A 12,764-nucleotide genomic window follows, 5' to 3' on the forward strand; every position below is an offset into this window, starting at 1 on the left:
CGCTCATCGGGAAGGCGCCGTCTATTCCAAGCGCCACCCGGCACTCAATTTACGAGGGGCGGCAGTCTAAGGCCGAGTCGAAGCCTCAGCAACTGAAAACATAGGGAAAATGTCCGACAACCCTTCTAAATGTTCTCTGACAAGCTTTTGGCAGTCATCGGAGTGCGTTTATAACAAGAAATTCGATTCAATAGCTGTATCAAGAAGACAAATGGCAACGCCACGCGGGTCAGGCGTGGCGCTTTGTCGCAGCGTAGGGACCTTCAGCGTTTGAGTTTGCGCTTATTGCGGTACTGGTCGATGACCACCGCCACCACAATGATCAAGCCCTTGATGATGTCCTGAATGTAGGCATCCACGCCGACGAACGTGAAGCCACTGGCCATGACCCCGAGGATCAGCGCGCCGATCACCGTTCCGGTGATGCGCCCCACCCCACCGGCCAGGCTAGTGCCGCCGATCACGGCCGCAGCAATCGCGTCCAGCTCATAGGACATGCCCATGCCGGCCTGCCCGGTGGCGGCCCGCGCCGAGGCCACCACCCCGGCCAGCCCCGCTAGCAGCCCGGCGATGCTGTAGACGATCACCAGATGGCGTTTGACGTTAATGCCCGAGGTGCGTGCCGCCTGCATGTTGCCGCCGATGGCGTAGGTGTACTTACCGTACTTGGTGTAGCGCAGGGCAATATGGAAGATCACCGCCACCACCAGGAAAATGATCACCGGCATGGCGCCATGGCCGATGGCGGTATAGGAATCGGACAACATGCTCACCGGCTGGCCTTCGGTGTAGTAACGCGCCAGACCGCGGGCCGAGACCATCATGCCGAGGGTGGCAATAAAGGGCGGGATACCCGTGATGGCGATGATGCTGCCGTTGATCGCTCCGGCCAACAGCCCAACGCCCAACCCCGCCACCACCGGTATCCACACCGGTAAGTCAGTCAGGGAAGGAAACACCGCCCGGGTGAAATCCGAGGTTTGGGCCAGGCTGGCGGCGATCATGGCCGACAACGCCAGCACCGAGCCGGACGACAGGTCGATACCGGTGGTGATGATCACCTGGGTCACACCGATGGCCAGCAGACCGATGATCGACACTTGCAGGATCATCAGCACCAGGCGCTGGGAGTTCATCAGGAAACTCTGGTCGCGCATGATCCAACCAAACACTTCGAACACCAGGCCGATGCCGATCAGCACCAAGAAGATACTCAGTTCCGTCGGCAGCCGCCGACGCGTCCTGGCCGGTGCGGCCGCGGGTTTGTTTTCCAGTATCGCGTTCATAGCATTCACCTTTTTCTCTGTGGCGAGCTTGCGCCCTCAATTATCAGGACAGGCCAGAAGCCAACTGCATCACCCGCTCCTGGGTCGCCTCGCTACGGTCCAGCGTGCCCATCAGGTCACCTTCATGCATCACCATCACCCGGTCGCTCATGCCCAGTACTTCCGGCAGCTCCGAAGAAATCATGATCACCGCCATGCCTTCGCTGGCGAGGTAGGAAATGAGCCGGTAGATCTCGGCCTTGGCGCCAACGTCGATGCCACGGGTCGGCTCGTCGAGGATCAGGATGCGTGGGTTGGTCATCAGCCATCGGGCCAGCAGGGCCTTCTGTTGGTTGCCGCCGGACAAGGTGTCGATGCACTGTTCCAGGGACGGAGTCTTGACCCGCAACTTCTTGCACATGTCTTCGCACAACGCGCGCAAGGCTTTCTGCTGGATGAAGCCGTTGCCGACGTAATGGGGCAACACGGCCATTTCCATGTTTTCCAGCACCGACAGGCACGGGAACAGGCCACTGAGCTTGCGATCCTCGGTCAACAGCGCGAACCCCTTCTCGATGGCCATGTGCGGGTCGCTGATGCGCACCGGTTGCCCGTCGAGCAGGATCTCGCCGCCTGTGCTGGGCGTCACGCCGAAGATCGCCTCGGCCACGTTGGTCCGGCCCGAGCCCATCAGCCCGGCAATGCCCAGGATTTCTCCGGCATGCAAGTCGAAGGACACATTCTTGAAAATGCCCTCCAGGCTCAAATCACGCACCGACAGCACCAGATCGCCGATGGGTTTGTCCCGTTCCGGGAACAACTGGCTCAGTTCGCGCCCGACCATCATTGATATCAGGCTGTCGCCGTCCATGCTGTCGGCCCGTTGCAGGCCGATGTAGGCGCCGTCGCGAAACACCGCGACTTCATCGGCGATGGCGAACACTTCGTTCATTTTATGGGTGATGTAGATGATGCCCTTACCCTGAGACTTGAGGTCGGCGATGATCGAAAACAGATGGGCGACCTCCGTCTCGGTGATGGCCGAGGTCGGCTCGTCCATGATCAGAATGTCAGAGTCGTAGGACACCGCCTTGGCGATCTCGACCATCTGCCGCTCGGCAATGCTCAGGTTGCCCACCTGCTCTTCAGGATCGAGGTTGATACGCAGGCGCTCCAGCAACTTGGCGGTGCAGCGGTGCATTTCCCCGTGATCGACCATATGCAGGCCGTTGAGCTGCTCGCGGCCGATCCAGATGTTTTCAGCGATGCTCATGTGGGGCATCAGGTTCAGTTCCTGGTGGATCATCGCGATGCCGGCCTGCAGGGCTGCCAGAGGTGTGTCGAACTTCACCGGCTTGCCCCGCAGGCGCAGTTCACCGGCGTCCGGCTGGTAGATGCCGGCCACGATTTTCATCAGGGTGGATTTGCCCGCACCGTTCTCGCCCATCAAAGCCAGCACGGAACCGGGGCGCACCCGCAATTGCACATCCGACAGGGCCACCACGCCGGGAAAGCCTTTGCTGACGTTGACGACTTCCAGCAGATACGGTTCATCAGGCATTACGTCCGGCCGGAAAGTCATCGCCGGGGCGCTCGAAGCAGTCGCTGAAGCGAACATGATCAGGTACTCCCTCGGCAAGGTCAGTGGGCGACCTCGCCTGTTTATTGTTGTGGTAGCAGTACGTTAAACGTCACTTGAACTGATCGACGTTTTCCGGCGTGATCAGGCGATACGGCACCCATACGGCCTGCTCGACCGGCTGTTTCTTGACCATTTTCACCGCCGTGTCGATCGAACCGTCGGCCTGGCCCTTGGCGTCCTGGAACACCGAGACCGCCATCTCGCCTTTCTTCACGGCGTTCAGGCCGTCCGGCGTGCCATCGACCCCGGCGATCAGTACGCTGCCTTTCTCCTTGCCGACACCCTTGAGTGCCATGGCCGCGCCGATGGCCATTTCGTCATTGTTGGAGACCACGGCATTGAACTCGCGGCCCTGAGTCAGCCAGTCGTTCACCAGTGTCATGCCTTTATCCCGCGACCAGATACCGGTCTGCTCTTGTTCGATCTTGATGTCGGGGTACTTGGCCAGCACTTCCTTGACACCCTTGGTGCGGTTGGTGGTGGAGTTGTTCGCCAGGTCACCCAGCAGAATCACGATGTTGCCCTTGCCCGACATTTTGTCGGCCAGGTATTGCATTTGCATCCGGCCGGCTTCCAGATCGTCGGACGCCACGGTCACCACGCCTGCGGGCAGTTTCAGGTCGTCGGGACGGCGATTGACGTACACCAACGGGATCCCGGCGGCGACCGCGGCCTTGGTAATGCGCTGGGTGGCGGCAGTGTCCACCGGGTTGACGATGATTGCGTCGACCTTCTGGCTGATAAAGCTTTCCACCTGGCTCAGTTGCTTGACCACATCACTGCGTGCGTCTTCGAACTGCAAGGTGACGCCATCCGGCAGGGACTTGGCTTTGCTGTCCATCGACTCACGCAGGTACGTCAGCCAGGTGTCATCGAACTGGGACATGCTGACGCCGATCTTCAGGTCCGCCAGGGCGGCGCCGCTGGTGAGCATCAACGACAGGGCCAGCGAGGCGATACGGGTCTTGGTCTTCATGAACGGTCTTTCTCCACTTTTTTGTTGGTTTTATGGATAAGGCGTGATGGATCTCAGGAACGGGGCAAACGCACGATGGGCGCACCGGGCATGCAACACACCACGGTGCCGTTGCGCTGAATGCACAGGGATTCGAACAGGGGAAGGATTGCGCACAGGCGCAGCGAGCTTGGCAGGTGAAACGCAGAACGGCTGAAGGTTTTCATCGACGGTACCTGGCTGTGTTTCTTGTTTTTGTTTTGTCCGTCATTTGCTCAAGGCTGACTTGGCAAAAGACGAACAGGGGTGTCGGTAACCTGGAATCGACTTTATTGGAAAATATTTTCCATATCAACTCATTTTAGAATTTTATTCGTTTTTTATTCCATGGCCGACAGACGTGGCCAAAACCACCACTTCGCCCTGCTCGGCGCTCAGCCTTGCAGCGTCGAGGATGCGAGTGGTGGCCAGGGCATCACGAGCCTCCACCGGCAAAGGACCAACGCCTTGCAACGCGGTTTGCAGGCGCTGGTAGAACGCCATCCAGCAGCCGCGCTCCGACGCCACACGCTCGCGCTCGCTGCCTTGCTCGAACCAGCCCCAGCGCCGATGCTCTTCGCTCCCCCAGCGCTCACCCTCGGTCGCCGGGCTCAACCCGGCCAGCGCCTGGGCCTCCTGGCCGTCCAGGCCCTCGACGGTGTAGCAGCCTCCGGTGCCGCTGACCCGAAAGCGCGGGCGCGGTGCGTTTTGCAGGCAACTGCCGCTCAGGTGGGAAAGCACGCCGCTGGCATGGGTCAGGGAGATAAAAAAGCCGTTGTCGAACACCTGCCCGGGTTGCCGGTAATCCAACTCGGCGTAAACCCTGGTCACCGGGCCGAACAGTTGCAGCGCCTGGTCCACCAGATGGCTACCCAGGTCCCGCAGAAACCCGCCGCCGCTACCTTTGCCGACCGATGTTGGCGAATAACGCTCGACGCTGGACTCAAAGCGAATGACCTGCCCCAGCGCACCGGACTCCAGCAGTTTGCGCAAAGTCAGGTAGTCCGAATCCCAGCGGCGGTTCTGATACACGGTCAGCGGCACGTTGTGCTGCTCGGCGGCCAGCACCATCGCCTCGGCCTGTGCGGCATCAAGGGCGAAAGGTTTGTCGCTGACCACTGCAATACCCAGTTCAATGGCCTGCATGACCACGGCCGGGCGACCGTCCAGCGGCGTGGACACCACCACCGCATCGACGCCTGCGGCCACCAACTGTTCGAGGGTATCGAAGGCTTGGGCGTGGGGGTGCTCGTTCGCCAGTTGCTGGCGCCGCTCAGCGGACCGCGTCACCACGCCGACAAACGTAGCCCCGGGCAGACTGCTGATCAGCGGCGCATGGAAAAACCGTCCGCCCTTGCCGTAGCCTACTAGTCCGATTCGCATGAAAGCTCCTGGTTAATCACTGAATGAATGCAACCCCTGTGGGAGCTGAGCTTGCTCGCGATGGCGGTGGATCAGCTTGCATTGATGCTGAGTGTGCCGCCGTCATCGCGAGCAAGCTCGGCTCCCACAGGCGCTCTTGGCTGCTCACAGATTCGGCGTCCGCCACCGAATCCTTGTGGGAGTACCTTCAGGTCAATCCGCTCCCACAGCGGATTGTGGTTAGCCGTAGAAACGCGGGCGTTCGGGCAGTTCGACCTTGACGATCTGCCCACTCTGCTGCGCTTGAACACAGGCATCCGCCGCCACTGCCGCGGCGAACCCGTCCCAGGCCGACGGCCCGCCCACCTGTCCGGCGCGCACGCCGTCGATGAAAGCCTGCAATTCGACGTCATAGGCCGCGATGAAACGATCCTTCCAATCCATCAGGATCGCATTGGACAGCTTGGCGCCACTGCGCAGTTGCACCTGGGACGGCTCTGGGAGTTTGGCGATGCCCGTCTCCCCCACCACTTCGCACTGGATGTCGTAGCCATATTGGCAATTGACGAAAACCTCCACATCAATGCGCGTGCCCTTGGCGGTTTCCAGTAACACGATCTGCGGATCGCGCAGGTGCGCCAGCGCCTTGCTGGTCTTGCGCGGGAATACCACCTGCACCGAAACGTAGTCATCGGCCAGCAGCCAGCGCAGCACATCCAGCTCATGGATCAGTGTGTCGGTGATCGCCATGTCGGTCTTGTAGTTCTCCCCCACACTCGGATTGCGATGCGCGCAGTGCAGCATCAGCGGTTCGCCGATCTGACCGCTGTCGATCACCGCCTTGAGCGCTCGATAGCCTTCATCGTAAGGGCGCATGAAACCGACCTGAACCAGCCGCTTGCCATGGGCGACTTCGGCTTCGACGATCTTGCGACAGCCTTCGGCCGTGACCGCCAGGGGCTTTTCACAGAACACCGGTTTACCCGCCGCGATTGCCGCCAGCACGAACTCTTCGTGGCTCGGCCCCCAGGAAGTGACCAGGACCGCCTCAACGTCCGGCGCATTGATCAAGGCATGGCCGTCGGGATACACCTCGGCGGTCAGTTTCAAGTCGGCCAGCACCTTCGCCGCCTGGACGAGGTTGATGTCGGTCACCGCCACCACCTGGCTGTTGAGCAAGGTCTGGCTGCAACGACGGATATGGTCCTGGCCGATGGCCCCGGTGCCGATGACGCCCAGCTTCAAAGACATGAAAAACTCCTTTCGTAGGGTTGGGGCTGTTAATACTGGCGAGCCTCGGCCAGTCGTTCATTGAGGGTTTTGGCGGCCGCATCGGTGCGCGCGCTGGTGGAGACTTGCGCCACGCCGACCCGCCACCAAGACAGGTAGCTGTGGATCATGGTCTTGGGCAAGACCTTGATATCGATGAGCGTCGAGACCGTTTGCAGCCGCGCATCGGCCAGGGCCGCGTGGAGTTCGTCGAGGGTCTTGACCTTGTAGGTCTTGCAGCCGTAGGCCGCCGCGCTCATGGCGAAGTCCACCGGCACGAAGCCGCCATCGAGCTTGCCGGTGTCCGGGTTGCGGAAGCGGAACTCGGTGCCGAAGCTGTCCATGCCGTTGCCCATCTGTAAATTGTTGATGCAACCGAACGTCATGTTGTCCAGCAGCACCACATTGATCTTGCGACGCTCCTGGATCGAGGTCGCCAGCTCCGAATGCAGCATCATGTAGGAGCCATCACCCACCAGGGCATAGACCTCTTTGTCGGGCTCGGCCAGCTTCACGCCCAGCGCCGCGTTTACCTCATAGCCCATGCATGAATAGCCGTATTCGACGTGATAGGTGTTGACCCCCTTGCTGCGCCAGCTGCGCTGCAAGTCGCCGGGCAGGCTGCCGGCGGCGGCAACGATGATCGCCTCATCGGCCAGGGTTTGGTTGAGGGTGCCCAGCACGCGGCTCTGAGTCAGGCAGGAACCGGTGAGTTCGATGAATTCGCGAAACACCGCCGGGTCCAGGTGATCGTTGATCTCTGGGACGAAGTCCTGGGTCTGGAAGTCAGCCTGATAGATCCGGTCCACTTCGGCATCCAGTTGGGCTTTGGCATCGGCGATCTGCCCGCCCCATTCGGCACGATAGTCACCCATCGCGGCGGACAAAGCCTCCAGGCCCGAGCGCGCGTCGGCCAGCAGTTGCACACCGTCAAGCTTCAAGGCATCGCAAGGGCTGATGTTGAGGTTGAGAAACTGCACATCCGGATACTGGAACAGCCATTTGGACCCGGTGGTGAAATCGCTGTAGCGGGTGCCGATACCAATGATCAGGTCCGCTTCCTTGGCCAGCAGGTTCGCCGCCAGGCAACCGGTTTCACCGACGCCTCCGACGTTCAGTGGATGACTGGACACCACCGCGCTCTTGCCGGCCTGGGTCTCGGCAAAGGGGATTTCGAAGCGCTCGGCAAAAGCCTGCAACGCTGCGTTGGCCCCGGCGTATTTCACCCCGCCGCCGCAGATGATCAGCGGCTTGCGCTTGCCCTTGAGCAGCGCCTGGGCATCGCCGAGCATGGCTTCGGTGGCCGGGCGACGGTCGATGCGGTGAACGCGCTTTTGCAGAAAGTAATCGGGGTAATCGTAGGCTTCGGCCTGCACGTCCTGGGGCAACGCCAGGGTCACCGCGCCGGTTTCGGCCGGGTCGGTGAGCACGCGCATGGCGTGGATCGCGGCGCTCATCAGTTGCTCGGGGCGGTTGATGCGATCCCAATATTTGCTCACGGCCTTGAACGCATCGTTGGTGCTGATGCTCAGGTCATGGAACTGTTCGATCTGCTGCAGCACCGGGTCCGGCTGGCGACTGGCGTAGACATCACCAGGCAACAGCAGCAACGGGATGCGATTGGCCGTCGCGGTGGCGGCGGCGGTCAGCATGTTCGCCGCGCCGGGGCCGACCGAGGAAGTACAGGCGTAGATTTTGCGGCGCAGATGCTGCTTGGCGAAACCGATGGCAGCATGGGCCATGCCCTGCTCGTTGCGACCCTGATGGACCACCAGGTCACCGCTGTCCTGCTCCAGCGCCTGACCCAGGCCCAGCACATTGCCGTGGCCAAAAATCGTAAAGACCCCGGCGACGAATTTGCTCTGGACGCCATCGACTTCGACGTACTGGTTATCGAGGAATTTCACCAGGGCCTGGGCCATGGTCAGTCGTGTTGTGGTCATGCTTGCACCTTGTCTGGAATGCAAATTTGGCGGCTGGCTCAGTCCACTGTGGGAGCGAGCTTGCTCGCGATAACAGTATTTCAGGCGACTTATCTGTTGAATGTGCTGCCGCCATCGCGAGCAGGCTCGCTCCCACAGGGGGGCTTCGTCATTCTTGAAAGTCGGGTCAGGCCTGGGAGCTTTGCAGATGGTTCATGCTCGCCCCCAATGCCTGGCGAATGTCGGCCAGTTCATGGACGCTCTCGGCAAACGGTTCGAAGGACAGGTAGCCCTCGTAACCACCGGCCCGCAACGCCTCGATCTGCGCGGCATTGCCGAGAATGTCGGCCTCGCCCACCAGCACGCGGTGGCCGTCGCGGATGGTCGTCAAGGGAGCCTGGGCATCCTCGACACCGGAGATGTGCACCAGCCCGGTCAGCTCGGGGAAAAATTCCTGCTCACCGGCCAGGTGATGATGAAAGGTGTCATGCACCAGACGGAACACATCCAGCCCGCCAATGGCCTTGATCGCTTCCACTGCCGTGCGCTTGCGTCGCAGCGAACACTCTTCAAACCCCAACGGCTCGATGAAACCGTAGATGCCGAAAGCCCGCAGGATCGGCGCCAGTTCACTGAGGGCCGTGCGCAGCCCCGCCGCGCGTTCGGCCCCGCCGCGCGGGTCGTCGCGCTCGTTGAGCGGGCACATCACCAGCCCCTCGGCGCCGCATTCGCGGGCATAGTCGGCCAGCCGCACGGCTTGGGCACGGCGCTCCTCGTTCCATACGTCGAAGGGATACAACGCGTTGATCGACAACACCTTGATGCCCCGCTCCTCGCACAACTCACGCACCTGTGTCGGTGGCATGCCGTTTTCGATCTCGACGCCCTTCAGATCGTTGCGGATCTCGATGGCATCGGTTTTCAGCGCCAGCGCCAGGTCAATGAAATCGGGCAGTGACAGGCGCGGAGCAACCATTCGGTTCAAGGCAAAACGCAGGGGCTTGTTCATTGTTGTTATCCCTCCGGCATTCATAAACGGTTATTGGGCAGTCGGCATGCTGAACTCGGGGCCCTTGGCGATGCTGTCGGGCCAGCGCTGCATCACGCTTTTGTAGCGGCTGTAGAAGCGCAAACCTTCTTCACCGTAGGCATGGTGATCGCCAAACAGCGAGCGCTTCCAGCCGCCAAAGGAATGCCAGGCCATGGGCACCGGAATCGGCACGTTGATGCCCACCATACCGACCTTGATGCTGCGGGCAAACGCCCGGGCAATGCCGCCGTCACGGGTGAAGCAGGACACGCCGTTGCCGAACTCGTGAGCATTGATCAAGGCCACGGCGCTGGCGAAATCCGCCACGCGTACGATGCCCAGCACCGGGCCAAAGATCTCTTGCTGGTAGATGCTCATCTGGGCGCTGACCTGGTCGAACAGCGTCGCGCCGACAAAGAACCCCTGCTCGGCCCCCGGCACCTTGAAACCACGGCCGTCGACGATCAGGCGCGCGCCCTCGGCGACCCCGGCGTCGATGAAGCCTTCGACCTTGGCCTTGTGCTCGGCGGTCACCAGCGGCCCCATGTCGGTGCCGGGTTGCTGGCCGTTGCCGATCTTCAACTGATCGATGCGCGGCAACAGTTTGGCAATCAATTCATCGCCCACGTCCCCCACCGCCACGGCAATGGAAATCGCCATGCAGCGTTCACCGGCCGAGCCGTAGGCCGCGCCGATCAATGCGTCCGCCGCCTGGTCGAGGTCGGCGTCGGGCATGACGATCATGTGATTTTTCGCCCCGCCAAGCGCCTGCACGCGCTTACCGTTCGCCGTGCCCTGCTGGTGGATGTACTCGGCAATCGGCGTGGAGCCGACGAAAGAAATCGCCTCGATGTGCGGGTGCTGCAACAGCGCATCTACCGCCACTTTGTCGCCCTGGACCACGTTGAACACACCGTCCGGCAACCCGGCCTCCGTCAACAGCCGAGCCATCAGCAAACTGGCGGACGGGTCACGCTCCGAAGGCTTGAGGATGAAACAGTTACCGGCGACCAGTGCCAGGGGAATCATCCACAGCGGCACCATCACCGGAAAATTGAACGGCGTGACTCCGGCACACACACCCAAGGGCTGGCGCAGGTTCCAGTTGTCGATGCCGCCGCCGATGTTGTCACTGAAATCGGTCTTGAGCAGGTTCGGCGCGCCGCAGGCGTACTCGACGATCTCGATGCCGCGGGTGACTTCGCCGTGGGCGTCGGACAGCACCTTGCCGTGCTCGCGACTGATGATCTGCGCCAGTTCGTCGTGATGGCGGTCGAGCAATTCCTTGAACTTGAACATCACCCGCGAACGGCGCAATGACGATTGCTCGGACCAGCCCGGGAATGCCGCCAGCGCCGAGGTCACCGCGGCCTCGACGGTGCCCGGTTCGGCCAGCGCCACCCGGGCCTGTATCGCGCCGGTGGCCGGGTTGAAGACGTTGCTGAACCGCACCGTGTCGCTGTCCTGCACTCGACCGTTGATGTAATGGCCTACTACCGGGGCATCGCTCATTGTTCTTGTTCTCCGTGCAAAGGGTGGAAATCAGAGATCAAGCAGCCAACTGTGCTGCGGATCGTTATGGAACTGCCAGACCCGCTTCGGGCCGGCCATGACGTTCAGGTAATACGACTCGTACCCGTAGGGCACGCTGACCGGGTGGTAACCCTTGGGCACCACCACCAGGTCGCTGTTTTCCACGGCCATGGCCTGGTCGATGCTGCGGTCGTCGGTATAGACCCGCTGGAACACGAAGCCCTGGGACGGGTTGACCTGGTGGTAATAGGTTTCTTCCAGGAAGCTCTGGTGCGGCAGGTCGTCGGTGTCGTGCTTGTGGGGTGGGTAGCTCGACGAATGCCCCGACGGCGTGCGCACTTCCACCACCAGCAGCGAGTGGGCCGGCTCACTGTCGGGCAGGATGTCACAGACATAGCGGGTGTTGGCGCCCTTGCCGCGCACGCTGCGCTTCATGCTGTCCGGGCGGATCAGCCGTGGACCGTAACTGTTTTGCGCAGAACCCGGCGCAGCACACACGGCAATCTGTACATCGCTCAGGGCGGTGACCTGGGCCTGGCTGCCGGGGGGCAGGTACGCGGCGTAGGGCGATTTATCCTCGAACACCGACTGGCGATCACCGAGGTTGTCCCAATCGAAGGCACCCTGCCCCGGTGCTTCACCCTTGAGACTGATGCGCCCGCTGAGCAAGACCAGGCACAGTTCCTTGTCGGCGGCAGCCACCGGGAGCTTTTCACCAAGGCTCAAGCGGTAGGCGGCAAACCCGACATACTCCAGTTCGCCGGCGGGTAGCTGGACCATGGTCTGGCCGCTTGGCTGGCTTTTGATCAACAGGCTCATGACGCAGTCCTCTCTTGCAGCAAGGCGCGCAGGGTGTCGTAGCCTTTCTTGGCGTAGGCATAACTCGGTGCCACGGCCGGGTCCTGTTCGGCTTCGACCACCAGCCAGCCGTGATAGTCGGCGGCCAGCAGCACGTCCAGCAACGCGGCAAAGTCGATGTCACCATCACCCGGTACGGTGAAGGTGCCGTTGACGATGCAGTCGGGGAAACTCCAGAGGTTGTTGCGCGCCAGTTGCACCACAGGCTTGCGCACGTCCTTGAAATGCACATGGCAAATGCGCTCGATGTGCTTGCGTAACACCTGCAAGGGTTCGCCGCCGCCCATGTAACAGTGGCCCGAGTCAAACAGCAGGCCAACCTCACTGCCGGTCAGGGCCATCAGTTTGTCGATGTCCGAAGGCGATTCGACATAGGCGCCCATATGATGGTGATACGCCAGGCGCACACCCCGGGACAGGGTGAAGCGCGCCAGTTCGGTGAGTTTTTCGGCATAGTCTTGCCAGGCCTCGTCCGTGTGAAAACGCGGTCGCTCGATCAGTGGGATGCGCTGGCCTTGAATGGAATCGGCCACCTCGCCGTACACCAGCACCGTCGCACCGTTTTGCGCCAGCAATTCGACATGGCTGGCGATGGCATCGATTTCTTCGGCCGCCGAGCGCCGGGCCAGACGGCTGGAATACCAGCCGGAGACCAGCGCCAGGTCATAGGGCCGCAGCACATCGCCAACGCCCTTGGCATCCTTGGGAAATTTGCCGTTGAGCTCGAAACCTTCGTAACCGATTTCCTTGCCTTCGCTCAGCGCCGTACTCAACGGCGTCTCGCCACCCAACGATGGCAGATCGTCGTTGCTCCAGGAAATCGGGTTGATGCCAATTCGAATTGCGGGCATGGCTGCACCTTTTATTGTTTTTACCTAACCATTGAAGG

11 protein-coding genes are annotated in these 12,764 nt (G+C 61.4%); all 11 read right to left on the reverse strand.

What is annotated here, in order from left to right; translation table 11 throughout:
* Window positions 1–263 precede the first annotated feature (263 nt).
* The 11 genes from PSEUDOMOFG3G_RS15535 to iolE all read right to left on the reverse strand — a co-directional run bounded on the left by PSEUDOMOFG3G_RS15535 (window position 264) and on the right by iolE (window position 12,726).
* Window positions 264–1,286, reverse strand: coding sequence for an ABC transporter permease (locus PSEUDOMOFG3G_RS15535; RefSeq protein WP_047230207.1), 1,023 nt, complete (start codon window positions 1,284–1,286; stop codon window positions 264–266).
* A 43-nt stretch (window positions 1,287–1,329) separates the two neighbouring features.
* The gene (locus tag PSEUDOMOFG3G_RS15540; RefSeq protein ID WP_047230206.1) at window positions 1,330–2,883 is read right to left on the reverse strand and encodes a sugar ABC transporter ATP-binding protein; all 1,554 of its coding nucleotides are present in this window, start codon (window positions 2,881–2,883) and stop codon (window positions 1,330–1,332) included.
* Window positions 2,884–2,956: 73 nt separating this feature from the next.
* Window positions 2,957–3,883 (reverse strand): sugar ABC transporter substrate-binding protein, encoded by a 927-nt coding sequence (locus tag PSEUDOMOFG3G_RS15545; RefSeq protein WP_139050516.1) that lies wholly within the window; start codon window positions 3,881–3,883, stop codon window positions 2,957–2,959.
* A 53-nt stretch (window positions 3,884–3,936) separates the two neighbouring features.
* Window positions 3,937–4,089, reverse strand: coding sequence for a hypothetical protein (locus PSEUDOMOFG3G_RS15550; RefSeq protein ID WP_171061383.1), 153 nt, complete (start codon window positions 4,087–4,089; stop codon window positions 3,937–3,939).
* 142 nt (window positions 4,090–4,231) lie between these two features.
* On the reverse strand, window positions 4,232–5,284 hold the full coding sequence (locus PSEUDOMOFG3G_RS15555) for a Gfo/Idh/MocA family oxidoreductase (protein ID WP_076385260.1): 1,053 nt from the start codon (window positions 5,282–5,284) through the stop codon (window positions 4,232–4,234).
* A gap of 219 nt (window positions 5,285–5,503) precedes the next feature.
* Window positions 5,504–6,514 (reverse strand): Gfo/Idh/MocA family protein, encoded by a 1,011-nt coding sequence (locus PSEUDOMOFG3G_RS15560; protein ID WP_139050517.1) that lies wholly within the window; start codon window positions 6,512–6,514, stop codon window positions 5,504–5,506.
* Window positions 6,515–6,543: 29 nt separating this feature from the next.
* Entirely contained in the window at window positions 6,544–8,475 is a 1,932-nt protein-coding gene (gene iolD / locus PSEUDOMOFG3G_RS15565) for a 3D-(3,5/4)-trihydroxycyclohexane-1,2-dione acylhydrolase (decyclizing) (protein ID WP_139050518.1), read from the reverse strand.
* Window positions 8,476–8,641: 166 nt separating this feature from the next.
* A complete protein-coding gene (locus PSEUDOMOFG3G_RS15570; protein WP_139050519.1) occupies window positions 8,642–9,463 on the reverse strand; it encodes a TIM barrel protein in 822 nt (273 codons plus the stop codon).
* Window positions 9,464–9,493: 30 nt separating this feature from the next.
* Entirely contained in the window at window positions 9,494–10,996 is a 1,503-nt protein-coding gene (locus tag PSEUDOMOFG3G_RS15575; protein WP_076385268.1) for a CoA-acylating methylmalonate-semialdehyde dehydrogenase, read from the reverse strand.
* A 30-nt stretch (window positions 10,997–11,026) separates the two neighbouring features.
* A complete protein-coding gene (gene iolB, locus PSEUDOMOFG3G_RS15580; RefSeq protein ID WP_139050520.1) occupies window positions 11,027–11,836 on the reverse strand; it encodes a 5-deoxy-glucuronate isomerase in 810 nt (269 codons plus the stop codon).
* Window positions 11,833–12,726, reverse strand: a complete 894-nt coding sequence (gene iolE, locus PSEUDOMOFG3G_RS15585) for a myo-inosose-2 dehydratase (protein ID WP_047230198.1) — start codon at window positions 12,724–12,726, stop codon at window positions 11,833–11,835. The genes iolB and iolE overlap by 4 nt, the downstream gene beginning before the upstream one ends.
* Window positions 12,727–12,764: the final 38 nt, after the last annotated feature.

The sequence above is a fragment of the Pseudomonas sp. FG-3G genome (assembly GCF_901007645.1).
GTDB lineage: Bacteria > Pseudomonadota > Gammaproteobacteria > Pseudomonadales > Pseudomonadaceae > Aquipseudomonas > Aquipseudomonas rhizophila.